The organism is Nocardioides albertanoniae, assembly GCF_006716315.1.
In the GTDB taxonomy this organism is placed as follows: Bacteria; Actinomycetota; Actinomycetes; order Propionibacteriales; family Nocardioidaceae; genus Nocardioides; species Nocardioides albertanoniae.
In genome coordinates, this window is the sequence record NZ_VFOV01000001.1 from 2508415 (window position 1) to 2535128 (window position 26714).

23 protein-coding genes are annotated in these 26714 nt (G+C 69.7%); 16 read left to right on the plus strand and 7 right to left on the minus strand.

What is annotated here, in order from left to right; genetic code table 11:
- Window positions 1-3: 3 nt before the first annotated feature.
- A complete protein-coding gene (locus FB381_RS11960; protein WP_141780500.1) occupies window positions 4-1200 on the minus strand; it encodes an acyl-CoA dehydrogenase family protein in 1197 nt (398 codons plus the stop codon).
- Between the two features lie 72 nt (window positions 1201-1272).
- On the opposite strand from FB381_RS11960, the gene FB381_RS11965 reads away from it, so the two are divergent.
- The 4 genes from FB381_RS11965 to FB381_RS11980 all read left to right on the plus strand — a co-directional run bounded on the left by FB381_RS11965 (window position 1273) and on the right by FB381_RS11980 (window position 4575).
- A complete protein-coding gene (locus FB381_RS11965; protein WP_141780501.1) occupies window positions 1273-2481 on the plus strand; it encodes a 3-ketosteroid-9-alpha-monooxygenase, oxygenase component in 1209 nt (402 codons plus the stop codon).
- The gene (locus FB381_RS11970; protein ID WP_141780502.1) at window positions 2481-2786 is read left to right on the plus strand and encodes a hypothetical protein; all 306 of its coding nucleotides are present in this window, start codon (window positions 2481-2483) and stop codon (window positions 2784-2786) included. Before FB381_RS11965 ends, FB381_RS11970 begins: the two co-directional genes overlap by 1 nt.
- Window positions 2776-3843 carry a ferredoxin--NADP reductase gene (locus FB381_RS11975; protein WP_141780503.1) on the plus strand — a complete coding sequence of 356 codons (1068 nt, stop codon included), beginning with the start codon at window positions 2776-2778 and terminating at the stop codon, window positions 3841-3843. Before FB381_RS11970 ends, FB381_RS11975 begins: the two co-directional genes overlap by 11 nt.
- A 150-nt stretch (window positions 3844-3993) precedes the next feature.
- A complete protein-coding gene (locus tag FB381_RS11980; RefSeq protein WP_141780504.1) occupies window positions 3994-4575 on the plus strand; it encodes a hypothetical protein in 582 nt (193 codons plus the stop codon).
- 15 nt (window positions 4576-4590) lie between these two features.
- Here the strand turns inward: FB381_RS11980 and FB381_RS11985 are convergent, their stop codons facing one another.
- Window positions 4591-5085 (minus strand): hypothetical protein, encoded by a 495-nt coding sequence (locus FB381_RS11985; RefSeq protein WP_141780505.1) that lies wholly within the window; start codon window positions 5083-5085, stop codon window positions 4591-4593.
- A gap of 42 nt (window positions 5086-5127) precedes the next feature.
- Between FB381_RS11985 and FB381_RS11990 the strand changes: the two genes are divergently transcribed.
- Complete coding sequence (locus FB381_RS11990; protein WP_141780506.1) at window positions 5128-5886, plus strand: class I SAM-dependent DNA methyltransferase; 759 nt, start codon at window positions 5128-5130, stop codon at window positions 5884-5886.
- Window positions 5887-6017: 131 nt separating this feature from the next.
- Here FB381_RS11990 and FB381_RS11995 read toward each other — a convergent pair whose 3' ends face one another.
- Genes FB381_RS11995 through FB381_RS12005 form a run of 3 tightly spaced genes read right to left on the minus strand, consistent with a single transcriptional unit; the run spans window position 6018 to window position 7531 of the window.
- Window positions 6018-6560 carry a GNAT family N-acetyltransferase gene (locus FB381_RS11995; RefSeq protein ID WP_170225140.1) on the minus strand — a complete coding sequence of 181 codons (543 nt, stop codon included), beginning with the start codon at window positions 6558-6560 and terminating at the stop codon, window positions 6018-6020.
- Between the two features lie 16 nt (window positions 6561-6576).
- The gene (locus FB381_RS12000; protein ID WP_141780508.1) at window positions 6577-7032 is read right to left on the minus strand and encodes a nuclear transport factor 2 family protein; all 456 of its coding nucleotides are present in this window, start codon (window positions 7030-7032) and stop codon (window positions 6577-6579) included.
- A gap of 13 nt (window positions 7033-7045) precedes the next feature.
- Window positions 7046-7531: a nitroreductase/quinone reductase family protein gene (locus FB381_RS12005; RefSeq protein ID WP_141780509.1), complete on the minus strand. Its 486-nt coding sequence runs from the start codon at window positions 7529-7531 to the stop codon at window positions 7046-7048.
- Window positions 7532-7577: 46 nt separating this feature from the next.
- On the opposite strand from FB381_RS12005, the gene FB381_RS12010 reads away from it, so the two are divergent.
- From FB381_RS12010 to uvrB, 8 genes are all read left to right on the plus strand, one after another.
- Window positions 7578-8462, plus strand: a complete 885-nt coding sequence (locus tag FB381_RS12010; protein WP_141780510.1) for a TIGR03619 family F420-dependent LLM class oxidoreductase — start codon at window positions 7578-7580, stop codon at window positions 8460-8462.
- Complete coding sequence (locus FB381_RS12015) at window positions 8459-9643, plus strand: hypothetical protein (protein WP_246088075.1); 1185 nt, start codon at window positions 8459-8461, stop codon at window positions 9641-9643. The genes FB381_RS12010 and FB381_RS12015 overlap by 4 nt, the downstream gene beginning before the upstream one ends.
- 46 nt (window positions 9644-9689) lie before the next feature.
- Window positions 9690-12617 (plus strand): serine/threonine-protein kinase, encoded by a 2928-nt coding sequence (locus FB381_RS12020; protein WP_141780511.1) that lies wholly within the window; start codon window positions 9690-9692, stop codon window positions 12615-12617.
- A 63-nt stretch (window positions 12618-12680) separates the two neighbouring features.
- Complete coding sequence (locus FB381_RS12025) at window positions 12681-13478, plus strand: SDR family oxidoreductase (protein ID WP_141780512.1); 798 nt, start codon at window positions 12681-12683, stop codon at window positions 13476-13478.
- The gene (locus FB381_RS12030) at window positions 13468-14619 is read left to right on the plus strand and encodes a sulfotransferase family protein (protein WP_141780513.1); all 1152 of its coding nucleotides are present in this window, start codon (window positions 13468-13470) and stop codon (window positions 14617-14619) included. Before FB381_RS12025 ends, FB381_RS12030 begins: the two co-directional genes overlap by 11 nt.
- Window positions 14620-14665: 46 nt before the next feature.
- Entirely contained in the window at window positions 14666-16060 is a 1395-nt protein-coding gene (locus FB381_RS12035; protein ID WP_141780514.1) for a hypothetical protein, read from the plus strand.
- 79 nt (window positions 16061-16139) lie between these two features.
- The gene (locus tag FB381_RS12040) at window positions 16140-17756 is read left to right on the plus strand and encodes a hypothetical protein (RefSeq protein WP_141780515.1); all 1617 of its coding nucleotides are present in this window, start codon (window positions 16140-16142) and stop codon (window positions 17754-17756) included.
- 10 nt (window positions 17757-17766) lie between these two features.
- Window positions 17767-19893, plus strand: a complete 2127-nt coding sequence (gene uvrB, locus FB381_RS12045) for an excinuclease ABC subunit UvrB (RefSeq protein WP_141780516.1) — start codon at window positions 17767-17769, stop codon at window positions 19891-19893.
- Between the two features lie 186 nt (window positions 19894-20079).
- Here the strand turns inward: uvrB and FB381_RS12050 are convergent, their stop codons facing one another.
- On the minus strand, window positions 20080-21258 hold the full coding sequence (locus tag FB381_RS12050; RefSeq protein WP_211352400.1) for a macrolide family glycosyltransferase: 1179 nt from the start codon (window positions 21256-21258) through the stop codon (window positions 20080-20082).
- A 143-nt stretch (window positions 21259-21401) separates the two neighbouring features.
- Between FB381_RS12050 and FB381_RS12055 the strand changes: the two genes are divergently transcribed.
- From FB381_RS12055 to FB381_RS12065, 3 genes are all read left to right on the plus strand, one after another.
- Entirely contained in the window at window positions 21402-23087 is a 1686-nt protein-coding gene (locus FB381_RS12055; RefSeq protein WP_211352401.1) for a hypothetical protein, read from the plus strand.
- Between the two features lie 9 nt (window positions 23088-23096).
- A complete protein-coding gene (locus FB381_RS12060; RefSeq protein ID WP_246088076.1) occupies window positions 23097-24395 on the plus strand; it encodes an MFS transporter in 1299 nt (432 codons plus the stop codon).
- A gap of 104 nt (window positions 24396-24499) precedes the next feature.
- Entirely contained in the window at window positions 24500-26071 is a 1572-nt protein-coding gene (locus FB381_RS12065; protein ID WP_246088077.1) for an ArnT family glycosyltransferase, read from the plus strand.
- Here FB381_RS12065 and FB381_RS12070 read toward each other — a convergent pair.
- The gene (locus FB381_RS12070) at window positions 26032-26670 is read right to left on the minus strand and encodes a DUF1707 SHOCT-like domain-containing protein (protein WP_141780517.1); all 639 of its coding nucleotides are present in this window, start codon (window positions 26668-26670) and stop codon (window positions 26032-26034) included. The two genes, FB381_RS12065 and FB381_RS12070, sit on opposite strands and share 40 nt — an antisense overlap.
- Window positions 26671-26714: the final 44 nt, after the last annotated feature.

The following is a 26714-nucleotide window of genomic DNA, read 5'->3' on the forward strand; positions in this document are numbered from 1 at the left end:
GGTTCAGCGCTTGGCGGCGGGGAGGCCGAGGCCCACGTAGCCGATGATGTCTCGTTGGATCTCGTTGGTGCCGCCGCCGAAGGTCATCACCAGCGAGGAGCGGTGGAACCGCTCCAGGCGGCCGGCGAGCACCGCGCCGGGGGAGTCGGCGGTGATGCCCGCGTGCGGTCCGACGACCTCCATCAGGGTGCGGTAGACCTCGGTCGCCAGCTCCGAGCCGTAGACCTTGGTGGCCGACGCCTCGGCCGGCGAGAGCGCGACGCCGTGGTCGGCGTCGGAGGCGAGCTTCCAGTTGACGAGCGAGAGCGCCTCGATCCGTGCGTGCGCTCGGCCGAGGGCGAGCTGCACCCACTCGGTGTCGATGACCCGGCCGCCGCCCGGAAGCGTGGTCGAGCGCGCCCACTCCTTGACCATTCCCAGGGAGTGCACCAGCGGAGCCGCCGAGGTGAGCGCGACGCGTTCGTGGTTGAGCTGGTTGGTCATCAGCGCCCAGCCGCCGCCTCGCTCGGAGACGAGGTTGGAGGCCGGCACGCGCACGTCGGAGTAGTAGGTCGCCGAGGTGCCGACGCCGGCGACGGTCTGCACGGGCGTGTAGGAGAAACCCTCCGCAGAGGCCGGCACCAGGATCATCGAGAGCCCCTTGTGACGCTTCTCGTCGGGCTCTGTCCGGCAGGCGAGCCAGATCCAGTCCGCATACTGGATCAGCGAGGTCCACATCTTCTGGCCGTTGATCACCCAGTCGTCGCCGTCGAGCACCGCCTTGGTCTGCAGCGAGGCGAGGTCGGTGCCGGAGCCCGGCTCGGAGTAGCCGATCGAGAAGTGCAGCTCGCCGGCGAGGATCTTCGGCAGGAAGTACTCCTTCTGCTCCGCGGTGCCGAACCGCATGATCGTCGGGCCGACCGTGTTGAGCGTGAGATAGGGGATCGGCACCCCGGCCACGGCGGCGGCGTCGGTGAAGATCAGCTGCTCGACCATGGAGCGGTCCTGGCCGCCGTACTCCTTGGGCCAGCCGATCCCGAGCCACCCGTCGGAGCCGATCTGCCGGATGGTCGAGAGGTAGACCTCTTTGTCGGCCTCGTCCCCGAACTCGCCCGATGCCCGCGCGAGCGCCGCCCGGCGCTCCGGCGTGACCAACTGGGCGAAATACGCGTTGAGCTCTGAGCGAAGTTGCTCCTGGGCGGGTGTCAAGGCCACATGCATGTGATAAAACTAGAACAGGTTCTACGTTTTGACCAGGTACAGGTTCGAAAGACCACAGCGGAAGGTACGACGATGGCCGACCCCACCACCCAGACCCGCACGCTCGACCACGGCACCCAGCCCGAGCGCTTCGCGCGCGGTTGGCACTGTCTGGGCCTGGCCAGCGACTTCAAGGACGGCAAGCCCCACGCCGTGGAGGCGTTCGGCGGCAAGCTGGTCGTCTGGGAGAACACCAAGGGCGAGCTCGGTGTGCTCGACGGCTACTGCCGCCACATGGGCGGTGACCTGACCCAGGGCACTGTGAAGGGCGACGAGGTCGGCTGCCCGTTCCACGACTGGCGCTGGGGCGCCGACGGTCGCTGCAAGCAGATCCCCTACGCGCGCCGGGTGCCGCTGCGCGCCCGCACGAAGGCGTACGAGACGGTCATCCGCAACGACTCGCTGCTGATCTGGCACGACCCCGAGGGGTCGAAGGCCGACTACGACATCCTGCCCCCGGAGCTGCCCGACATCAGCAACCGCGAGGTCTACACCGACTGGATCTGGAACACTGTGCAGATCAACGGCAGCCACTGCCGCGAGCTGATCGACAACGTGGTCGACATGGCGCACTTCTACTACGTGCACTTCGCCTTCCCGACGGACTTCCGCAACGTCTTCGAGGATCACACCGCGACGCAGTACATGGCCTCCAAGGGGCGCCCCGACGTCGCCAACGGCGGCTATGGTGACGCCGACATGTTCCTCAAGTCGGAGGCGACCTACTACGGTCCGGCCTACATGATCAACTGGCTCGAGGTCGACTACAAGGGGTTCGTGACCGAGGTGATCCTGATCAACAGCCACATCCCGACCGGCCCCGACTCGTTCCTGCTGCAGTACGGAATCGTCGTCAAGAAGCCCGAGGGTCTCGACGACAAGACCGCCAACTTCATCGGCAAGAAGTACGCCGACATGTTCGGCGACGGCTTCCTGCAGGACGTCGCCATCTGGGAGAACAAGGCACCCGTGCAGAACCCGCTGCTGTGCGAGGAGGACGGCCCGGTCTACCAGCTGCGTCGTTGGTACGAGCAGTTCTACGTCGACGTCGCCGACATCGAGCCCGAGATGCGCGCCCGCTTCGAGTTCGAGGTCGACACGACCAAGGCCAACGAGTTCTGGCACGACGAGGTCGCCGAGAACCTCCGCAAGATCGAGGCCGACAAGGCGTCGGCGGAGGAGGCGGCGGAGTCCGTCGAGACGGCCGAGGCGCCTGTCGAGACCACCCACGGGGCCAGTTGATGGCCTCGTTCGTCCCGAGCTCGCCCGAGACCGTCGAGGACCAGCGCCTCTACACCCAGGCCCGCCTGGTCGAGGTCGAGTGTCTCGACTGTCTCGCCCGCGTGGGCGTGAAGAAGAACAGCGAGCACCAGACCTCCGTGCAGTGGACGGCGCAGGCACAGGCACAGTGCCCCGACCTCGTACGCCGCAAGCAGGCCGCCGACGGCGGTCGGCTCATCCATGCCGGCTGCCCGCGTCTGGCAGCCTCCATCGAAGCAGCCGTCGCCGACGGCCGGATCCAGATCGGGGCCGAGGATGGCTACTGACTCGTTTCTCCTCTCCGTCGCCGATGTCGTCGAGGAGACGGCCGAGGCCCACTCGATCGTCTTCGAGGTGCCCGCGGATGCTCGTGAGTCGTTCCAGCCGAAGCCGGGGCAGTTTCTCACGGTCGCGGTGCCGAGCGACCGCGACGGCCTGGCGGCGCGCTGCTACTCGCTCTCGAGCGCTCCGGGCGACCAGCTGACGGTGACCGTCAAGCGCACCGCCGACGGGTATGCGTCCAACTGGATCTGCGACAACCTCCGGCCCGGCGACACGCTGCGCGTGCTCCCGCCGAGCGGGATCTTCACCCCTGCCGACATCGACGCCGACCTGCTGCTGTTCGCCGGCGGCTCCGGCGTCACCCCGATCATCTCGATCGCCCGCACCGCCCTGCGCGAGGGCAAGGGCCGGATCGTGGTCTTCTACGCCAACCGCGACGAGGCGTCGGTGATCTTCGCCGAGGAGTGGGCGCGGCTGGCCGCGGAGCACCCCGACCGGCTCCAGGTGGTCCATTGGCTCGAGTCTGTGCAGGGTCTCCCCACCGGGGAGCAGCTCAAGGCCTTCGCGGCCGACCATCTGAGGTACGACGCCTTCGTCTGTGGTCCTGCGCCGTTCATGAAGGCGACGGTCGCGGCGCTCAAGGAGCTCGAGTTCCCGCGGGCGCGTCGTCATCAGGAGAAGTTCTCCTCGCTGGGCGGCAACCCGTTCGGTGACGTCGCCCCGGTCGAGACCGTCGACGTCGAGGTGGCCGAGCCCGACGTCGACACCGACGGCGGGCCCAAGCAGCCGGCGACTCTGGAGATCGAGCTCGACGGCGACACGACGACCTTCGACGACTGGGATCCCGGCACGCCGATGCTCGAGTTCCTCGAGGCCAAGGGCGTCAAGGCGCCCTACTCGTGCCGCGAGGGGGAGTGCTCGGCGTGTGCCTTCCGGCTGCTCGAGGGCGAGGTGAAGATGGTGCGCAACGACGTGCTCGAGCAGGATGATCTCGACGACGGGATCCGGCTGGGGTGCCAGTCTCTGCCGACCACCGACACCGTCCGTGGCACCTACTCCTGAGGGACTCGCCCGAGATACAGATCAGCAACCGGTTGTCGGATTCGCGTGATCGGCGCGATAGTGTCGCGCTGCCCGGACCACATCCCGCCGTGTCACCCGAGACGAACGAGGTCGGTTGACCGGTAGGGCTTTAGCGAGGTTTCCCCCAACGTGTTCAACCGCAACTTCTACGCTGCCCAGGACGATCGCCGCTTCGTCGTCGGTTATGCCCTCGACCTCGGTTTCCGAGTCTTCGACGCCTTCTCGGCGCCCGGCCAGCCGCTCAGCGAGATCACCACGACGGCCTCCGCCTCGCTCCTGGCGGCACGGCCCGCGTTCAAGCTGTACGCACCCAACACCGGCCCGGAGCCGGTGATCACCCGGGTGGAGCTCGACGAGGACGAGTTCGGCCCATCCGCCTATGAGTATCAGTGCAACGGCTGGGGCCTGATCGGGCTCAACTTCGGTGGTGTCGTCGGGCTCGGCGGCCTCGGCTGGAGCACCCTCAACACCATGGCCGAGGCCCGTGCGACCCGCTGGCACGCCGTGGAGCCGATCGGCGCCGCTCCGTCGGAGTGGAACTGGCCGGCTGTCGACGACGCCGCCGGCAAGATGTTCGAGGCCATCGTCTCCCTCGCCAACACGGCCGTCGGCGACAGCCCGATCCTGGCCGCGGCCGGCCAGATGATCAAGGACAAGGGTCTGCTCTACGAGTCCGGCGGCGGGCTGCACGCCCGGCCGGGTCTGGGCTGATCGGTTCCGGGCTGGTCAGAACGCTCGGGCGGCGCTCGCGCCGTCTGCCCAGGTGATGCCGATCTGGGCGGCGGCAGGTGCGGGCGCACGCTCGGGGTAGAGGTAGAGCTCGATCTCGGCCGGATGCCGGTTCCACCAGGCGGAGCGCGACCCGTCGGTCTCGACGTCCTCGTCGGCGGTGCCGATCGAGGAGCTGATGGCGTCGACGAGGGAGTCGAAACCGGACGCGCCGCTCGCGGCGGCGACCCACAGGTGCGACCAGAAGTGCTCGACCGTGCCGTCGGGCGCGAGCACCAGACCCGACCTGGTGGCGCCCCAGTCGCCGGTGACGTCGGCGATCACCGTGGGCCCCTGATCCGCTGCGCCGCCTGAGGTCTCGTGGGCGATCCCGAGCGACGTCATGAGACGCAGGCCGTCGTCGACCCCGCCGGGTCGCTCGGACCCGGCCAGCTCGAGAATCGCGGCAGAGACCGCGGCCGGCGAGGGCAGGAGCGGGGTGCTGGTCGCCATGCGACCACCCTACCCAGCGTTCCGGACTAGTGTTCGTCACCGATGCGAGACCCCGATGCCGCGTTCGCCGACCCCCGTCAGGCCGCGCTCTACGACGTCTTCGACGACGACCGCTCCGACCTGGACGCGTACGCCGCGATCGCCCGCGAGGTCGGCGCTCATCGGGTCATCGACATCGGCTGTGGCACGGGATCGCTCGCCGTCCGGCTGGCTGCCGAGGGCGCCTCGGTCGTCGGGGTGGACCCGGCGCTGGCCTCCCTCGAGGTGGCCCGCACCAAGCCGTACGCCGAGCTCGTCACCTGGATCAACGGCGACGCGAACGCTCTCGGCGGCCACTCGGCCGAGGCCGACCTGGTCGTCATGACCGGAAACGTGGCGCAGGTCTTCGTCACCGACGAGGACTGGTCGCAGACGCTCGCCGCTGTCTGTGCCGCTCTCCGTCCCGGTGGCTGGTTCGTCTTCGAGACCCGCCGTCCCGAGGCCCGAGCCTGGCAGGACTGGGACGTCGCGCCGACCACCGTCGACCTCCCGGACGGCCGCACCGCCGTCGTCGCTCGCCACGTCACCCACGTCGAGCTCCCGCTCGTCACCTTCGAGGCGTCGGCCACGATCGACGACGAGGTGCTGAGGTCGACCTCGACGCTCCGGTTCCGCGGCCCCGACGAGATCACGCGCGACCTGGCCACCCATGGCTTCGCCGTGAGCGACGTACGTGACGCCCCCGATCGCCCGGGGAAGGAACATGTCTTTCTGGCTCGCGTGCCTGACCCACAGCACATCGCCACCGCCGTATCACGCTGATCCGATCGGGGTGGGGGCCGCAACCGCGCGTGATGTGCTCGAGACGCGCCGCGTTCTCGGCGTGTCGCAGCCCGTGTTGCCCGCCTCGTGGCCGCTGCAGCAACCACCTGCCCGACGGGTTTGGTCGTGACTCAGAGCAGGACCATCACGACGACCTCGAGACCATCGCTGTCAGCAGCGCTCGCGAGCCACTCGGGGCGGGTGCGAAGCACCTCGGACCAGCCGGTCGACTCGTAGAGCCGGAGGGCGGCGGGGAAGGCCGGCACGACCTCGAGGCTGGGACGGCCGCCGGCGCGGCGGATGTCGTCGACGGCCGTGTGCAGCAGCGTGCGCCCGAGACCGAGACCCCGGGCACGCGTGCCGACGAAGAACGCACTGAGCCATACGAGATCCTCGACGGCGCAACCGTGTGCCTGGGCGCAGGCTCGCTGGAGCTCGTCGCCGCCGTTGACGCCGGTATGACTTCGGGTGGTGCTGATGTGGCCGACGGGGGTGCCGTCGATCGTCGCGGTCCAGGCGGCGACGGCATCGTCGAAGTGGAGGAAGTCGCTGACCGGGAACGGCAGCGGGTTGCGTACGGGATAGCGGGTCTGCGGCTGCTGCTCGAGCAGCGATGCGGTCAGATCCGCCAGATCGTCCTCGCGCCGTGGGCGCACCTCGATGGCATGGGTCACGCAGACATCGTGTCGGTCAGAAGCCGCGGGTCCAAGTGACTTCCTCGTGGAGGTGGCGCGAGCGCCAGCCGTCCGGCGTACGCACGAAGGTGTGGCGGTAGCGGCCGCCGACCTCGACGACACGTTCGCCGCCGGAGCCGTCGGAGATGACCATGGGGTTGTCGAAGTAGGCCACGACGTCTGCCGAGGCGAAGCCCGAGGCATCCGGTGCCGCGCCCTCGCCGGTGAACGTGATGGCGACCTGGCCGACGGTGTGCAGCCGCTTGCTCGAGAAGGCGGGGAGCATCTCGGCGAGCCAGGCCTTGACCTCGGGAAATGACCCGACGGTGCCGCCTGACTCCGAGTAGTCGATGGTGGCGTCGGGGGCGAAGACGGTGTCGAGCGCGTCCCAGTCGCCGTCGTCGACAGCCAGGGTGTAGCGGGTGATCGCGTCGGTGATCTCGGTGCGGTCGATCAGCTCGTGGACGTCCATGGAGAATGCTCCTTCAGCGAGGTGAGAGGACGATGACCGGGATCTCCCGGTCGGTCCAGGTCTGGTAGGTCTCGAAGTCTGCGTACGTCTCCAGCAGCCGTGGCCACAGTGCCGCCCGCTCGGTGGGGTCGGCGATGCGCGCCCGGACGAGGCTCTGCCCACGACGAGGCACGCGCACAGCGACGTCGGGCTGGGCGCGCAGGTTGGCGACCCATTGCGGGTCTTTCGGCAGGCCGCCCTGGGAGCCGACCACGACCAGGTCGGAGCCGGAGCGCATGAACAGCAGGGGAGTGGTGAAGCTGCGCCCCGAGCGACGGCCGACGTGCTCGAGCAGGAGCACGGGTGCGGGCTTGCGCCAGCCCGCCATCACCCGCCACCGACCGCCGACGCGCCCGTCGGTCAGCTTGAAGAGCGCCGTGTTGGCGCGGGCGCCGTATTTGATGATCCTCGCCGTCAGCGGCGAGTCGAGGCCGGGAGGACGATCGAGAGCAGGAGACATGGCCAACACTCTGGCAGAAACTTAGAACACGTTCTAGTGTTGGCCCATGCGCTTCACCTATGCCGAGGCAATGACCCAGGCCGACTACTACGCGCCGCTGGCGCAGGCCGCCGAGCGCGCGGGCTACACGAGCATGACCGTCGCCGACAGCCTGATCTACCCCGAGGAGTCCGACTCCACCTATCCCTACACCGACACCGGTGACCGGGAGTTCCTGGAGGGCAAGGAGTTCGTCGAGGCGTTCATCATGTGCGCCCATCTCTTCGCGGTCACCGAGACCCTGCGGCTGACGCCGTTCGTGGTGAAGCTGCCGGTGCGGCCCCCGGTGCTCGCCGCCAAGCAGGCCTCGAGCCTCGCCTTCCTCTCCGGCAACCGGCTCGGTCTCGGCGTCGGGCTCTCCCCGTGGCCGGAGGACTTCGCCGCCCTCGGCGTCGACTGGAAGCGCCGCGGCAAGCGGATGGACGAGTGCATGGACATCCTGAGCGGGCTCACCGACCCGTCAGGCGACTTCTTCGGCTACGACGGCGAGTTCTACAGCTTCGAGCCGCTCCAGCAGTGCCCGGCGCCTACTGAGAAGATCCCGCTGCTCGTCGGTGGCCACGCCGACGCCGCCCTGCGCCGTGCGGTGCGCAAGGGCGACGGTTGGATGCACGCCGGCGGCGACGGCGAGGAGCTCGACCGGCTCCTGGTGCGCCTCGCCGAGATCCGCAAGGAGGAGGGCGACACCCGCGACGACTTCGAGGTGCACGTGATCAGCTATGACGCCTACGACCTCGACGGCATCAAACGCCTCGAGGACAAGGGCGTCACCGACTGCATCGTCGGCTTCCGCGACCCCTACGTGAAGGGCGCCGACACCGAGCCGCTGGAGAAGAAGATCAAGCACCTGGAGTGGTACGGCGAGAACATCATCGCGAAGGCCCAGAAGTGACACAGCAGATGGCGACGCAGGGGTCGAGCGCTGCGTACGGACTCACCGAGCCGCTCCAGAAGGCGATCGCGGAGGCGGAGGAGCTGATCGCGAACGCGCCGTTCATCCGCACCGAGCAGGACCGGCTCGAAGGCTACGAATACCTCTCCGGCCGGATCCGGATGGCGATGCAGACCGCGTTCGACTACGACCTCGAGCAGCCGCTCTTCATGAACCCGACCCACCAGTTCTCCAAGCAGGGCCTCGACAACCCCGACGCGATCTATCTCAGCGCCTACCTGCGCGAAGACGTGGAGTACGTCGTCCGCGGCCGCCGTGGCACCAGCGCCGACCTCTCCTTCCAGGTCATGGGCGGCGCCTACACCGCCGACTCCGCCGCGACCAGCCTGATGGCCTTCGACGACCGCAAGCTGCAGCTCGACGACGACGGGCGCTTCGAGTTCACCTACACGGCCGAGCCGGGCGCGAAGACGCTGATCGTGCGTGAGGTCTTCAACGACTGGGACACCGAGACCCGCGGCACCATCACCATCGAGCGGCCCGACACGCTCGGGAAGCCGCGCCGCCCGCTGGCCCAGGAGGTGATGCGGAAGAAGTACGAGGTCGCGGCGCGGTCGCTGACCGGGTCCATCCAGACGTGGTTCGCCTTCCCTCAGTTCTTCCAGTACAAGGAGCCGGTCAACACCCTGACCGTGCCGGCCCGCACGCCGGGCGGGCTGGAGTCGCAGTTCTCCTCGATCGGCCACTACGAGCTGGCCGACGACGAGGCGCTCGTGGTGGAGGTTCCTCGGTGCGACGACTGCTCCTATCAGGCGATCCAGATCGGCTCGGACTGGTATGCCTCGACCGACTACGAGACCCACCAGACCAGCCTCACCAAGGCACAGGCGGTCACCGACCCCGACGGTGTGATGCGGTTCGTGATCTCGGAGCGTCCGCCGCTGGACGGAGCGCCGATCGCCAACTGGCTCGAGACCACCGGGCACCGCACGGGCTCGTTGATGCTGCGTTGGCAGCGGCTCGAACGCGACCTCACCGCCGCCGACGGACCGGTCGTGCACAAGGTGCCCCTCGCGGACGTCGCCGGCCTGCTGCCGCATGGTGAGACGCTGAGCCCCGGGGGGTATGAGGACAGGATCACCGCACGTCAGCGGTCAGTTGCGCGCCGGATGCTGAGTTGAGGACAGGTCGCGACGCGATAGCGCACGACCCCTATGCTTCCGGTCTATGGTCAGCCCCCATCACGAGCCCCCGAAGATTCCGGGATTCCGGTTTCGCCGGCTGATCGGCACCGGCGGATCCTCGGACGTCTTCCTCTACGAGTGGCGGCAGGAGAGGGTCAACGTCGCCGTGAAGGTCTGGCACGAGCGGCTCGGCATCGAGACGCACGGTGCGGTCGCGCTGGAGACCAAGGACGTCGCCGAGCTCGTGCCGCACCCCTACGTGCTGCCCCTCCACGCCGTCGGCGTCACCAGCGACGACCGTACGTTCGTGGTGACCGACTATCGCGGCGGCGGTGACCTCGAGAGGCGTTGGCGCCGGGAGCCGGTGCCGGTCGAGGAGGCGCTGAGCCTGACGATCAAGGTCGCCGGCGCTCTCGATGTCGCCGCTCGGCACGGGATCCTGCACGGAGACGTCAAGCCCGCGAACATCCTGCTGACCAGTGCCGGGGTGCCGCAGCTGGCGGGCTTCGGCAGCATCTCCTCGGCCGGCCGCGCCAGCGGGGTCGAGTCGACCTCGCTCCCGTGGACGGCGCCGGAGATGCTCGACGAACCGCCCGAGCCGAGCGCCTGGGCAGACATCTGGAGCCTCGCCGCGACCTGCTACACGCTGCTGGCGGGACGTACGCCGTTCGAAGGGGTGAGCGCCGACAACGCCACCGAGGCGGTGGTGGAGCGGATCCGGGAGTACGACCCGCTGGCCATCGGCCGTGACGACGTCCCGGCATCGCTCGAGCGCGCGCTGCGCAAGGGGATGTACAAGCGGCGGGCCGGACGACACTGGAGCGCCGCCGATTTCGCCAAGGCGCTCCAGACCGTCGAGAAGGAGCTCGGCCTGCCCGTCACGCCGCTCGCGGACATGCACGAGGCGCCGTCCTACACGGCCGACGTCGCGCCCGACGAGGCCGAGGCTGACGAGATCGAGGCCGTGCCCGAGGCGGCTGCGTCCGAGGCGACTGTGTCCGAGGTGGCTGAACCCGATGTCTCGGCGAGCGAGCTGCCTGCCGACGAGGCCGTAGCCGAGCCGCCGGAGCAACAGGTGGCCGAGCCGGCCGCAGATCCGTACGTCGAGGCCGAAGCGGCCTCGCCCCAGCCCGCGCGGCGACCTGAGGCGACTGCCGAGACCAAGGTGGTCTCGAGGCTCGAGGCCGCAGGTGAGGCCGCGGCCGAGAGTGCCGCCGACGCCACGCCCGAGCCCAGTCCAGAGCTCGGCCCCGAGCCCGGTCCAGAGCCCACCCCCGAGACCGGTGCTGCAGAGGCGAGCGTGACCGAGGCCGGCAAGGTCAAGACGGGGGAGTGGATCGTCCAGCCGCCGCCGGAGAAGACCGCGCCGACGGCCTTCAAGGCGCCGGGGATGGCGACGTACTCGGTGGCCTTCGCATCCGACCCCGACCCGGAGCAGGAGAGGGAGCAGGACCTCGAGCCCACCGCGGCCACCGCGCCGAGGCCCGAGGTCGCGCCGGAGCCGGCGGCCGCGCCGGCACCCGACCCGTCCCAGTCCGTTCTGCCTCCGGCGGAGAACACCGCCGAGGTGCCCGTCGTAATCGACCCCGCGCCCACCTCGAGCGCCCTGCCCGTCGCCGAGGGGAGACCGGTCTCGGAGGACTCCGCGTGGATCGACCACGAGGACGATCTGCTCGGTCATCGCGCCGACGTCGACCGGCTCGCGCGACTGCTCGCGTCCCCGCACACCCAGCTGCCGGTCTCGGTGGCGGTGCAGGGGCTGCCCGGGAGCGGCCGGTCGACGTTCCTGCGCACCCTCCAGGAGCGCATCGAGTGGCTCACCGCGCACGACGGCGGGCAGCGTCCCCGCGCACGACACGTCCGCGTCGACGCTCGCCGCCATGGCGACGGAGACGTGGCGACCCGGTTGCTCGAGAGCGTGCGGAGAGAGGGACGGAACGAGCCGCCGGCAGGAGTGGTGAGGCTCCGGGCTGCGCAGCAGCGGCAGGCGGAGCTGCGTACGGCCCTCGCGGGGCTTCCCGACGACGACGGCCACCGTGGCAAGCGCAAGCCGCAGCCGCTGACCTCCACGATGGCGCTCGAGGCCGTGGACAGGGAGGTCGCGGCCGCCGAGGCCGCGTTGCGGGCTGCGCCACCAGGACCACCGCCAGGCCCGCCGGCCGGGCCCACGGGGCCGGCCGAGACGACGATCGTCTACGTGGACGACCTCGACAGGTGCGACCCGGCGACCGTCGCTGGCGTGCTGCAGGCGATCGACGAGCTGAGCACCCAGCCCGGCGTCGCGGTGGTCGCGGCCGTCGATGCGCGTACGCTGCAACGCTCGATCGCCGGCCGCGTGGCCGAGCCGTCGGCCTACCTGGCGAAGGTCTTCGACGTGCCGTTCGCGCTGCGCGCGTTCGTGGGCGACCCAGCGGTGCGGTTCATGCGGTCGCTGATGCGTCAGGCCGTGCCGTCGTGGCCCTCCGCGCTGGCCGCCGGCGGCGCGGAAGACCGGTCGGCGCGCCGGGGCGTGGTCGAGAGCGTCGAGATCTCTCCGGGCGAGGCGTTGTTCACCAGTGAGCTGGCGCGCTTCTGTGCGACTCCTCGAGGCGCGCGCAAGCTGCTCACGCTCTATCGGCTGGCGCGATCCGCGCCGGTGAAGAGCGCCACCAAGGAGCCGGCCGACCGCAGCGCCCTCGGGATCTTGATGGCCATCCTGGTCGGCGCACCGTTGCAGGCCGACCAGGTGCGTGACGCCGTGGTCGAGGCCCTCGCGGCCGGCGAGGACGGCACCACCTTCCGCAAGCTGCTCGAGACGGTCGCGCGCGAGCACACCGTGGCGTGCGGGCGGGCGACGTGCGGCCCCTGTGCCGACTGGTCACGGGTGATCCGTGCCTACACCGACATCGCCCGGGTCTACCAGGTGCCGCAGGGGATCGGGGCGTACGCGGACTGGGTCGACGAGGTCGCCAGGTTCAGCTTCCCGACGTGATCGGGTGAGTCCTTTCCGGCTCCGCCCTTTCAAAGAACTGAAACACGTTCTAGTCTAGGCGCCATGACTGGACTCCTGGATGGCAAGGTCGTCGTGCTCTCGGGCGTCGGCCCCGGACTCGGGCGCTCGCTGGGTGAGCAGGCGGCACTGATGGGTGCCGACCTGGTGCTGGCGAGCCGCACCGAGAAGAGGCTGCAGAAGATGGCGGGAGTCATCGAGGAGCTCGGCCGCCGTGCGCTCGTGGTGCCGACCGACATCACCGACGAGGACGCTCGCCGTCACCTGGTCGACGCCGCGCTGGAGGAGTTCGGTCACGTCGACCTGCTCCTCAACAACGCCTTCGGCATCCCGCCCATGGACCCGCTCACCCAGATCCCGCTCGATGCGCTCCGGCTGGCCCAGGAGTCCAACGTGCACGCTCCGCTGCGCCTCTCGGCCCTCTTCGCCGATGCGCTCGCGGCCACCCCGGACAAGCCCGGCGGCGCGATCGTGATGATCAACTCGGCGGTGGTCTACCAGAGCCAGCCCGAGTTCGCGGGCTACAAGCTTTCCAAGGGCGCGCTCGCCCACCTGGCGTCGTCGTTGGCGACCGAGCTCGGCCCCCGAGGCATCCGGGTCAACTCCGTCGCACCGTCCTACATCTACGAGGACGTCAACAAGGCCTACTTCGACTGGATCGCCTCCGATTCGGGGCGCACCCACGAGGAGGTCTACGCCGAGAAGGCGGCTCCGACGGACCTCAAGCGGCTCGCGACCCCCGACGAGGTCGCCCGGGCTGCGCTGTTCCTCGGCAGCGACCTGGCCTCCGCGGTCACCGGCACCATGCTCAACGTCGACTGCGGAGAGTTCCATGACCGCTGAGACCGCGCCGCGCGAGCGTGCGGATCTCGGGACCTACGAAGACATCTGCGCCGCTGCCTCCCGCACCACCGGGCTGACGGACTTCGGTGGCACCGACCACGAGGAGGGCCTTCGGCTCCTCGTCGAGGATCTGGCCTCGTCGGAGGCCGGACTGACCCCGGTCGGCAACTACTTCCACCGCGCTCAGGTGAAGTCGGCCCTCGTCGGCCGCCTGATGACGCAGGCGCGGTTCGCGGAGTTCCCCCAGCACCGCGACGTACGCATCGAGCGCCCGATCTTCGTGACAGGGCTCGTCCGCACCGGCACCACCGCGCTGCACCGGCTCCTGGCCGCGGACCCCGCGCACCAGGGGCTGGAGACGTGGCTGACGGAGTTCCCGCAGCCCAGGCCGCCGCGCGAGACCTGGGAGCAGGACCCGATCTTCACCGCGCTGCAGGGCGCCTACCAGCAGCACCATGTGAGCAACCCGGAGTTCATGGGGATCCACTACATGGACGCCACCAGCGTGGAGGAGTGCTGGCGGGTGCTGCGGCAGAGCGGGAAGTCGATCTCGTTCGAGTCTCTCGCCCACGTGCCGCGCTACTCGGCGTGGCTGGCGAAGCAGGACTGGCGCGATGCGTACGAGCTCCATCGCCAGACCCTTCAGCTGATCGGGCTCAACGACCAGGGCCGGCGTTGGGTGCTCAAGAACCCCTCCCACCTGGTCGCGCTCGACGCCCTGATGGAGGTCTACCCCGACGCGCTCGTGGTGGTCACCCATCGCGACCCGGTCGTCGCGGTCGCGTCGGGCTGCTCCCTGTCGGCGGAGGCGACGGCGGGGATGTCGACGACGTTCGTCGGCGAGACCATCGGCGCGACCCAGCTGGAGATGCTCTCCCGCACCTGGCGCGCCTTCGGCGAGGCCCGCGAGCGGTACGACCCCGCGCAGTTCGTCGACGTCGACTACCGCGCGTTCGTCGACGACCCCTTCGGCACCGTGGAGGGGATCTACGACCGCTTCGGGCTCGACTGGAGCGCGGCCGCACGCGCCGAGGTCGCCCGCATCGACGCCGAGTCGCGCTCCGGGAGTGCCCGGCCAAAGCACGCCTACAGCCTCGCCGACTACGGGCTCAGCGAAGAGCAGGTTCGCGAAGAGTTCTGATTCTCGTCGTCGGGGAGTCACCGAAGCAGCACTAGCGTTCGGGGACGTGCCTGATCCCGTCGACGAGACCATCGCACGCCGACGTCCCCCGCGCGCTGTCATGGCCGGGCTGCTGCTGATCGCCGTGCTCGTGCTCTCGCTGAGCACCTGGGTCGCCGTCACCGGCGACCTGGAGTTCCACGCCCACGACGAGGGCCCGAACACGGCGTACGCCCTCGAGCTCTATCGTGGCGAGCTGCCGACGGTGAACACGAAGATGCGCTTCGACCCGGCAGAGCAGCCGCGGATGGCGAGCGAGCTGGCGACGATGCCGACCGCCGCGCACCACGACATCTGGACGGGCAACCACCCGCCGCTCTACTACGCGCTCTGCGTGCCGGTGGTCGCCCTGGCCGATGCGCTGGGCGATGAGCAGGTGATGCTCGTCGGCATGCGGCTGGTCAACGCCGTGGGGCTGGCGCTGAGCGTGCTGCTGGTCGGGCTGATCGCGTTCGAGATGGTCCCGCGTCGGCCTGGAGTCTCCCTGCTCGCCACCGCGGTCGCCGCCTCCTGCGGACGGTTCGCCTACACCGGCGGGCACGTGCAGAACGACGGCGTCGCCGCCGCGACCGCGGCGCTGACCGTCTTCGCGACCTTACGGATCCTCCGGCTCGGTCTCACCCGAAGAAGGTTGGTCCTGCTCACCCTGGCGGGCACCGCAGCGGCCGCGGCGAAGATCCCCGGCGTGGCGACGGTCGCGCTGTGCGGTGCGGCACTGTTCCTCGGCCTGCTGCTCCGCGACCGTTCGCGCACCGGAGCGCTGCGGGCGCTGGGCGCCGCCGCCGTCGCCACCGTCGTGCCCGCGCTGGCGATCGGCTGGTTCTACGTGCGCAACCTGATGATCTACGGCGACCTGACCGCGAGCGGGGTGAACCGGGAGAAGTTCCCCCGCGACCTGCGCGGCACCTGGTCGGAGATGGCCACCGATCTGGACATGTGGCACCTGTGGTTCGCCCGGCCGTGGACGCACATCGGCGGTGTCCGCTCTGGCTGGGCCGAGCCGTTCGTGGACGTGCTCGCTCTCGCCGCCGTGGCCGGACTGGTGGTGGTCGCGGTGCGCTGGGTCCGGCATCCGGTGCGCCCCGCGGGCCGGACCGTGCTCGCCTGGGGACTGATGGCGGCGTACGGGGCGACCCTGCTCTACAACCTGCCTGGTTTCGCCGCCGCGGGCGGCGGCTACCACGAGCGCTACCTGCTCTCGCTGCTCCCGCTGACCGCCACCGTGCTCGCGATCGGCCTCCTCGGGCTCGGTGATCTGGGCGCGCTGGTCGGGGTCGGTTCACGCCGGCTGCGCGACCGGGTGGTGGTCTCGGTGGCGACGCCGGTGCTGCTGTGCGCCGGGCTGCTGCTCTTCCTGGTGCCCGCCACCGGCCAGGACTGGTTCGGCGGGTCGGTCGGATGACTCACGTGTGGTGTCCTAACGTTCGTGACGAGCTCGCGGGCCTGCGCCTCATGACGCTGACCGACCTCCGGGAGCTGCGATGAGTGGTGCCACTGCTGTGCTGGCCTCCGGCCAGAGGGACGTGCCGGGCCGGCCATCGGCCAGGCTGATCGCCGTGCTCGCCCTGCTCGGCGCCTTCGCGGCCTCGATGAGCCTCTACTTCGCCACCACGCAGTCGTTGTCCTACCACGCCCGTGACGAGGGCCCGAACGCGTCCTACGCCATCCAGCTCTCCGAGGGCCACCTGCCCACGATCGACACCCCGGTCGCCCACGACCTGGAGCGCTACCCGCAGATCACGCGCGGCGCCGCCCGCGAGGAGCGCCCCCAGCATCGGTTGATCTGGACCGCCAACCACCCGCCCCTCTACTACCTGCTGGGGGTGCCGTCGGTCGTGCTCGCCGACGCGCTCGACAAGCCGCAGGTGCTCACCGCCGGGATGCGCATCGTGAGCGCCCTCGCCTACGGGGCGCTGGTGTTCCTCGTCGGTCTGATCGCGTTCGAGGTCACGCCGCGGCGTCCGGCGATGTCCATGCTCGCCGCTGCCGTCACCGCCTCGCCCGCGGTGCTGGCGGTCGCGGCCGGCTACATCGTGAACGACAGCCTGGCCGTGGCCGCGTCGTCGCTCACGGTGCTCGCGACGCTGCGCATCCTCAGGCTCGGGGTGACCCGCAACCGGATGATCGTCATGACGGTGGCCGGCACGCTCGCCGCCTCCGCGAAAGCACCGGGTGTGATCACGGTGATCATGTGCGGGGCGGCTCTCGGCCTCACGCTGCTGTTCAGGGACCGTACGCTGCGGGGCTTCCTCCGCGCAGCCGGGCTTACGACGATCGCCACCGCGGTGCCGGGCCTGGCGATCGGCTGGTTCTACGTGCGCAACATCGTGCTCTACGGTGATCCGACGGCGAGCTCGGCGCTGCTGGAGCGCTATGACAGGGTGCAGGTCGACACCTGGTTCGAGGTGATGACCGCGCCCCGCTTCTGGCACGGCTGGTACGACCACCTGTGGGTGCCCTTCCAGCTGCGCGGCACCGGGTTGCACTGGGTGATCGACACCATCACGATCATCGCGCTGCTGGGGCTGATGCTCGGCGCCGTAGCCCGATTGCGCGACCAGAGCCGAGGCCGAGAGCTCGGCGCCCGGCTCTCGCGAGGGCCGTCGGTGGCCGCGGTCGGTCTGCTGGTGCTCGGTGCCCACGCGCTCGTGATCATCGTCAACCTCGCCCAGTTCCGATCCGGTGGCGGAAACGCCCACGAGCGCTACCTGATGACGATCATGCCGCTGGTGGCGATCGTGATCTCGATGGGTCTGCTGGCCATCGTCGACGCGGTGCCGTGGGGCGAGATCCGTCGGCGCGAGGAGATCGCGGCGGCGCTGATCTCCGCGTTCCTGGTGGGGATGGCGATCAACACCTTCGCCGTCGCGATGACTGCCCAGCTCCGTCGTGGCACCGACACGTTGCTTCCTGAGATCAGGCCGGTGGCGTACGTGATCCTGGGGGTCGGGGTGCTCTGTGCGCTCACCGCAGTCGTGCTGCCCCTGGTCTGGCGACCACGTGGGGGCCGGCCGGAGAGGCCGGTTCCGGAGGTCGTACGCATCGTGGAGCCGCGTCGCAGCGGCGGCTCGCGCGAAACTGTCGGTGGTCCCGCGTAGCCTGGTTGTCATGCGTCCAGTCACCGATCTCGAGCGCCGCGTCGCACCGTTGAAGGTGGTCTCCGACTACCAGCCCTCGGGCGATCAGCCGGCGGCGATCGCGGAGATCTCCCAGCGGATCCAGGGCGGCGTCAAGGACGTCGTCCTCCTCGGCGCGACCGGCACCGGCAAGACGGCGACCGTGGCCTGGACGGCGGAGCAGCTGCAGCGTCCGTTGCTGGTGCTGCAGCCCAACAAGACCCTCGCCGCCCAGTTCGCCAACGAGCTGCGCCAGCTCTTCCCCGACAACGCGATCGAATACTTCGTCTCCTACTACGACTACTACCAACCCGAGGCCTACGTCCCCCAGACCGACACCTACATCGAGAAGGACTCCTCGATCAACGAGGAGGTCGAACGGCTGCGCCACTCGGCCACCAACTCGCTGCTGACCAGGCGGGACGTGATCGTGGTCTCGACGGTGTCCTGCATCTACGGCCTCGGCACCCCGCAGGAGTACGTCGACCGGATGATCCGGCTGCGGGTGGGGGAGGAGCACGACCGTGACTCGATCCTGCGGCGGCTGGTCGAGATCCAATACACCCGCAACGACCTGAGCTTCACCCGCGGCACGTTCCGGGTGCGCGGAGACACCCTCGAGATCTTCCCGGTCTACGAGGAGCACGCGGTGCGGATCGAGTTCTTCGGGGACGAGATCGAGCGGCTGATGACGCTGCACGCGGTCACCGGTGAGGTGCTCACCGAAGACCAGGAGCTCTACGTCTTCCCGGCGACCCACTATGTCGCCGGGCCCGAGCGCATGGAGCGCGCGATCAACGGCATCGAGGCCGAGCTCGACCAGCAGCTGAGCACCTTCGAGAAGCAGGGCAAGATGCTCGAGGCGCAGCGGCTGCGGATGCGCACCACCTACGACGTCGAGATGATGCGCCAGGTCGGTTCGTGCTCCGGCATCGAGAACTACTCGATGCACATCGACGGGCGTGATCCGGGTTCTGCGCCCAACTGTCTGCTCGACTACTTCCCGGAAGACTTCGTCCTCGTCGTCGACGAGTCCCACGTCGCGGTCCCGCAGATCGGCGGGATGTACGAGGGCGACATGTCCCGCAAGCGCAACCTCGTCGAGCACGGCTTCCGGCTCCCCAGCGCGCAGGACAACCGCCCGCTGAAGTGGGAGGAGTTCCTCGAGCGCATCGGGCAGACCATCTACCTCTCCGCGACGCCGGGCAACTATGAGCTCGACAAGGTGGGTGGCGACACGGTCGAGCAGATCATCCGCCCGACCGGCCTGGTCGACCCCGAGGTCGTCATCAAGCAGACCAAGGGCCAGATCGACGACCTGATCGGCGAGATCAACGACCGGGTCGCCAAGAACGAGCGCGTCCTGGTCACCACACTGACCAAGAAGATGTCCGAGGATCTCACCGACTACCTGCTCGACGCCGGCATCCGCACGAGATATCTCCACTCCGAGGTCGACACGCTCAAACGCATCGAGCTGCTGCGTGATCTCCGGCTGGGTGAATACGACGTGCTGGTCGGCATCAACCTGCTCCGTGAGGGTCTCGACCTGCCCGAGGTCTCGCTGGTGAGCATCCTCGACGCCGACAAGGAGGGCTTCCTGCGCTCCGACAAGTCGCTGATCCAGACCATCGGCCGAGCCGCCCGAAACGTGTCCGGCCAGGTGCACATGTACGCCGACAAGATCACGCCCTCGATGGAGGCCGCGATCGAGGAGACCAACCGACGGCGGGCGATCCAGATCGCCTACAACAAGGCCAACGGCGTCGACCCGCAGCCGCTGCGCAAGAAGATCGCCGACATCACCGACATGCTCGCCCGCGAGGACGAGTCCACCCAGGAGCTGCTCAACACCTGGGCCGGCACCGAGGCCAAGGGCCGCGCCGGCAAGACGACGGCGAAGTCGCCCACCCCGATGCTCGGCGACGCCGCCCGCGAGGCCCGCGAGCGCGGCCTCGTCGGTCTCCCGTCCTCCGACCTCGCCCAGCTCATCGGCGACCTCACCGAGCAGATGAAGGGCGCCGCCGGCGAGCTCCAGTTCGAGGTCGCCGCCCGGTTGCGCGACGAGATCTCGGAGCTCAAGAAGGAGCTTCGGCAGATGATGGAAGCCACGAAGTGAGGAGGGAGACCGCTCGACCGAGGTACGAGGTCGAAAGCGGTCTCCCGACGAACGAGGGGCGTGCGCGAGCGAAGCGAGCGCCGGCGACGAAGTAGTCGTCAAGCGACACAGTCCCCGAACGCCGAGGTGTCAGTGTTGGTCTCGACACGCCTTCGCCTAGCGGCTCCGGCGGCTCGACCAGCGGGATCACCGACCGAGCATGCCCTCGACCAGATCAGCAGCCCGCCGCGTGCCACCCTCCGCGAGCGCATCGGCCCGCAGCTGAGCCGAACGCGCTGCCCGGTCCGGATCGTCGAGCAGCTCCACCAGCGCCGTACGCAGCACAGCAGCCGTGACGTCCTCGGCGTCGACCCGACGGGCGACGCCGAGCTCGACCAGCCGGTCTGCGTTCATGAACTGGTCGACCGCCTGCGGCACGGCGATCATCGGCACCCCGGCCAGCAGGCCCTCACTGCTCCCGCCCATCCCGGCGTGGGTGAGGAACGCGTCGGCCTCGGCCAGGATCGCGCGCTGCGGCAGCCAGGAGTGCACCTCGACGTTGCCGGGGAGGTCGCCGAGCGCGGCCGGGTCGAGCTGGGTGCCGATCGACATCACGACGTGCCAGCCCGGCAGCGCGGCGTACGCCTCGACGCAGGCGCGGAAGAAGTCGGCGTCGCCGGTGTAAGCCGAGCCGAGCGAGACCAGCAGGACGTGCTCGGCGGCGGCTGGGCGGGTCCAGGTCTCGTCGGAGTCGAGGGCGAAGCAGGGCCCGACGAAGGTGACGACGTCCCCGTCGACCTTGTCCGCGTTGGGCTGCATCGCCCGCGGGACCAGGGCGAGAGCCCGCTGTGGTGCACCGGCGAACGTCTCCGGGTCGCCCGTGACGCCACCGGCCTCCGAGAGCCACGCAGAGAACCGATCCAGGTAACCGTCGTAGCCCGGCATCTGCCGCATCTGCGCACCGACCTCCTCGGCGTACCCCTCCCAGGCGACGAAGGTCGGCGAGAGCTGCACGAACCGACGCTGCTGCGACTCGGCGAGCGCCCGTGCGGCATAGCCGCCGATGTCGTAGAGGTAGAGATCGGCGGGCTCGGCGTCGTAGAAAGCATGCAGGTGGGGGAGCGCCCCGATCGCGTCGTCGAGGAAGATCCCCATGCCGGCGACCGGGTCCTCGGGCCACTGCCGGTCCTCCACGGGCAGCACCGTCGGCATCGGAACCAGCTCGGCCCCGGTCGGCTTGATGGCGCCGGCCATCGACTCGTGGGTGGCGTAGGTGACCCGGTGTCCGTGGGCGACCAGCTCCTTGATCAGCTCGAGGCTCGGCAGGACGTGGCTGATCGCGGGCGAGGCGACCATGGCGATGTGGTGCGGCAGCGGTGTAGTCATGGCGCCGCCGACGCTACGTGCCGGACCGGCTCCGGGGCGACCGAGTTTTCCGCACCGCCGGGCTACCTTCTCGTCGCGCGCTATTCACCCGCCGTGACCCGCGCGCGGACGAATCGGCCAGAATCGCCGAATACGATCGCGAGGTGTCTTCGTCCCGGGTTGCGTGGTCCCAGTCCACGATCTGCGTCTTGCTGCTGGGCGTGCTCGGCTTCGCGATGAGTGCCCAGGTGGCGATCGCGATGCCGGCCCTCTTCAAAGCCGACGAGCGTGCTCATGCCGCCTACGCGGTGGCGCTCTCTCAGGGCACGCTGCCGACGATCGACACCGACATCCCCGACGACCCCGCGCGCTACCCGCAGCTCGCGGAGAGCCTGTTCGGTGCCGACGAGGCGCACCGCGACATCTGGGTCGCCAACCATCCGCCGCTGTTCTACGTGATGAGCCTGCCGCTGGTCTGGCTCGGCGACGCGGTCGGCTCGCCCGGCCTGACGCTGCTCGGGATGCGGCTCCTCAACGCTCTCGGATTCGCGCTGACGACGATCATGGTGGGTCTGCTGGCACGCGAGCTGGTGCCCAGGCGTCCGGCGGTGCCGGTGATCGCATCGGCGATGAGCCTCGGCTGTGGTGCGATGACCTTCGTGGGCGGCGGGATCTACAACGACGGCTGGTCCTCCGCGGCGGCGTTCTTGACCCTCTACCTGGGCTTCCGGATGATCCGTCAGGGGGTGACGCGCGAGCGCCTGATCACCGCGACGGCCGTCGGCGTCGCCGCGGCGGGCTTTCGATCGACCGGCCTCGTGGCGGTCCTCTTCCTCGGCGCCTGCGTGCTGGTGGCCATGTGGCTGCGTGAGTCGTCGACGGGGGAGTCGTCGCTGCGTACGTTCCTGCGGGGCACCTTCTGGCGTGCGGTCGGCATCGCCGCCTGCATCGGGATGGCGCCGGTCGTCGTGTTCGGCTGGTTCTACGTGCGCAACATCCACATCTACGGCGACCCGACCGCGTCGAGCTCGCTGTTCGAGAAGTTCGGGCGTGAACCCAACGGATCCACGCTGTTTCAGCTGGTCAACCCGGAGTTCTACGGCCACCTCCTCGGCAGCCTGTGGACCGACGGCAACATCGCCAACACCTGGAGCCAGGCTGCCGTCGTCGTCCTGACGCTCACCGTGGCAGGTCTCGCGCTCGACGCGGTGGCCAAGGCCAACCCGCGTCGACGCGGCGTCCTGCGGCGCATCAGCCTCGCGCCGCAGAGCACCGTGCAGCATCACCAAGACCTCGCGATCTGGACGCTGCTGGGCGCCTACTGCCTGCTGATCCTGATCAACGTCGCCGGCTTCATCGCCGGCGGCGGCTGGATCCACGCCCGTTACGCGGTGCCGTTCCTCCCGTTCCTTGCCGCGGGTGCCGGGGTCGCCGCGCTCCGGCTGGGGCGACTCCTGCCGCTGCGGGCCCCGGCAGCCCCGAACCTGCCTGGGACCTCGGTGGACGAGACCCGCGACCTGCGTATCGGCCTGGGAGTTTCGCTGGCGTTCCTGGTCGTCGGTCTGGTCTGCCACCTCGACACCGAGCAGTACGTCGACGGGCCGGTCAGCAGCACGTTCGCGCTGGTCGCCCTGGTGGCGGCCGACCTGGTGATGTTCGCCGTCGCGGCGTACGTCGCGACCGAGCTGCGACGCCGCATGCGGCCCGGCACGTTCGACACCGCCCGCGCCTTGGCGGCGCCTGTGCCGACCGGTGCTGTGAATGGTGCCGAGGACCGTGCTGTGACCGACGTCGCTGATGACCGTCCACGGCAGAGCACCGGAAGCTCGTCGGGCACGAAGACAACGTAGCCTCTCTATGTGAACCACGACGACCCCCAGGCATCCGCCCGCTCATGGCTCGTGTGGGGCATCGGCGTGTCGGTCTACGGCCTGGCGGTCTTCCACCGCAGCAGTCTGGCCGTGGCAGGTCTGGTCGCCACCGAACGCTTCGGGATCAGCGCCAGCCAGCTGGCCACCTTCACCATGCTCCAGCTGTTGGTATATGCGGGTATGCAGGTGCCGGTCGGGCTGCTGGTCGACCGGTTCGGGTCGCGCACGGTGCTCTCGGCAGGTGCGCTGATCCTGGCCGTGGCGCAGACCGGCTTCGCGTTCGCCGACTCCTACCCGCTGGCGCTGCTGGCGCGTACGTTCGTGGGGATGGGCGACGCGATGACGTTCATCTGCGTGCTGCGGCTGGTGCCGTCGTGGTTCCCGCTCCGGCGGGTGCCCCTGGTCAGCCAGCTGACCGGCACGATCGGCCAGATCGGTGCGATCGCGGCTGCGGTGCCGATGACCTGGGCGCTGGGCCATCTCGGGTGGACGCGCGCCTACGTCTCCGCCGCGCTCATCGGCCCGGTGCTGCTGGTGCTGCTGCTGATCTTCGTCCACGACGGCCCGGGGGAGCGCAACCGGCGTGGCACCACCCTCGAGCCCCGCGAGGTCGGCCGGAGCCTGAAGGCTTCCTGGTATCAACCCGGCACGCGGCTGGGCTTCTGGATCCACTTCTCCACCCCGTTCAGCTCCCACCTGATGGGGCTGCTGTGGGGCTTCCCGTTCCTGGTCACCTCCGAGGGGCTCTCCGACACCCTCGCCGGCACCCTGCTCTCCGTCACGGTCGTCGCCGCCCTGGCCGCGGGGCCGGTGATGGGTCTCATCGCCGGCCGGCACCCGTGGCACCGTTCGACCGTGGCGCTGACCATGATCGCCGCGATCGCGTCGATGTGGACCATCGTGCTCGCCTGGCCGGGGGAGGCCCCGCTGCCGGTGCTGCTGCTCCTGATGTGCGTGGTCGGTATCGGCGGCCCGGCCTCGATGATCGGTTTCGACGTCGGCCGCACCAGCAACCCACCCGCTCGGATGGCCAGTGCCAGCGGGATCATCAACCAGGGCGGCTTCGTGGCGGCCCTGCTCGTGATCGTGCTGGTCGGCTGGATCCTCGACTGGCATACGCCGGGCGCGTCGACCTCCTACACGCCGGAGGCGTTCCACTGGGCGATGTCGGTGCAGTATCTGTTCTGGGGCGTCGGCGCGGTGCAGATCTGGCGTCACCGGCGCGACGTGCGGCGGCGTACGTCGCGCGAGCAGGTCGCGTCGGGATCCTCGATGGTGCCCGACTGAGCGTTGACGACCTCGGCGGTCCCGACACAGCGTTCGCCGACTCGTCATCTGGCAGCCAACCGCCGAGCGGCCAGACGGGCATCGAGGAGGTCTAGCTTGTCGAGGTGTCTTCGCGTCCGCGCTCGCTGTCCCAGATGACCGCATGTCTGCTCCTGCTGGGCGTGCTCGGCTTCGCGATGAGCGCCCAGTACGCGATCGGGATGCCGCCGCTGCTCAAGGCCGACGAGAAGCAGCACGCCGCCTACGCGATCGTCCTCTCCCAGGGTGTCCTGCCCACGATCGACACCAACACCCCGGCCGATCCGGTGCGCTACCCGCAGCTCGCCGAGGCGCTCTTCGGGCTCGACGAGCCGCGCCGCGACATCTGGGTCGCCAACCATCCGCCGCTGTTCTACGTGATGAGCCTGCCGCTGGTCTGGCTCGGCGACGCGGTCGGGTCCTCAGGGGTCACGCTGCTCGGGATGCGGCTGCTCAACGCGCTCGGCTACGCGCTGAGCATCGTGCTGGTCGGGCTGCTCGCCCGTGAGCTGGTGCCGCGGAGACGGGTGGTGCCGGTGCTCGCAGGCGCGATGGTGCTCGGCTGCGGTGCGGTCACCTACGACGGCGGCGCGATCTACAACGATGGATGGGGCACCGCCGCCGCCTACCTGACCCTGCTCCTGGGGTTTCGGATGGTGCGGGAGGGAGTCACCCGTGACCGGCTGATCTGGGCCACGACCGCCGGGGTCGCCGCGGCCTCGTTCCGGTCCACCGGCCTGGTGGCCGTGCTCGTCCTGGGCGCCTGCGTACTGGCAGCGCTGTGGATGCGCGAACCGACCGCCCGTACGTTGCGCCGCGGTGTCGTCCTGGCCGCGAAGATCGGGCTCGCGCCGGTGGTGGTGATCGGCTGGTTCTACGCGCGCAACATCGCGCTCTACGGTGACCCGACCGCCTCCGCGGCGCTGTTCGCGAAATTCTCCCGCCAGACGCACGGCGGCACGCTCTTCCAGCTGGTCAACCCCGAGCTCTATCTGCACCTGTACGGCTCGTTGTGGGCCGACGACGTCCTCCCGAAGATCTGGGTCGTGGCTGCCGTCGCCACGCTCGCGGTGACGATCACCGGCCTGATCCTCGACGCCAACGCGAAGGCCCGACCCCGGGCCGTCGGGGTGATGCGCCGCGTCGACCTGCCCGGAGCGAGCCGGTTCCAGCTGCGCCTGGAGGTGGTGGTGCGGGCGCTGATGGCGATGTACTGCGTGATCATCATCGTCAACCTGGCGTCCTTCCACGCAGGCGGCGGGTGGATCCATGCCCGCTACGCGATGCCGTTCCTGCCGGTGATCGCGGCGCTCACCTCGCTCGCCGTCCTCCGCGTCGGCCGCCGCTGGGTCACAGCGCGGAGCGAGGAGTCCGTCGACCTCCGGATCGCACTGTTCGCGAGCGTTGGGTTCATCGTCTCGGCGATGGTCGCCCACCTCCACATCCAGCAGCGCATCGACGGCCCGGCCGACGCCTCCTGGCTCTTTGCCCTGATTGCTGCCGACGTGGTGATGCTCGCCGTCGCCGCGTACGTCGTCTCGCAGCTGCGCCGCCGGCTGCGGCCTGCCGCGTCCGGGGATCAGGCACGTGAAGCTCGGTCGATAGGCCGCCGAGCGGCTCAGGCGGTGGCGTCGCCGGGGCGCTCTTTCGTGGAGTGACCTGACGGCGGGTCGAGGATCGGGCCGGACTCCTCGGCAGGTGCCTCGATCTCGGCGTGGGCAGCGGCCTCCGCCGCCTTCTTCGCCGCCTTCTTGGCTGCCTTCTTCTCCAGGCGGTGGACCTCGCGCTCCACGATCGCCTCCCGCCGCACCACCGTGCCGACGAGGTTGGCGATCAGGACGAGCATCGGGTAGATCGGCCACGGGTGTCCGTCAGGCGCAGACGTGAAGCCCCAGATCGCCCACGTGATCAGGCTGACCACGAGGAGCGTCGAGAGGGTCTCCTGCACCTCCTTGCGGTAGGCGGCAGCACCCCGTTCGCGGAGATCGGCGGCGGCGGGGAGGTTGGCCTGCGCAGACGTGGCCGGCGCGGGACGGTCGATGACCAGATCGTCCACGAGCGGAGGGAGCTCGCCGAGCGTACGGGCCTCCAGGAGGGTGCCGACCCTGTCGTCGTGCTCGTCGCGGGTGAGCCGGCCGTCTCCGAACGCATCACCGAGCACGGTGCGTACGATCTCGCGATCGGCGTCGGAGGCACGCATGCGCGCGTTGTCCGTCTCCCGCGGGTCGATGCGGAACTGCTCCCAGAACCCGTCCACGCGTTCAGCCTAGAGGGTGGGCGTCAACCCCGGGTGGGAACGGG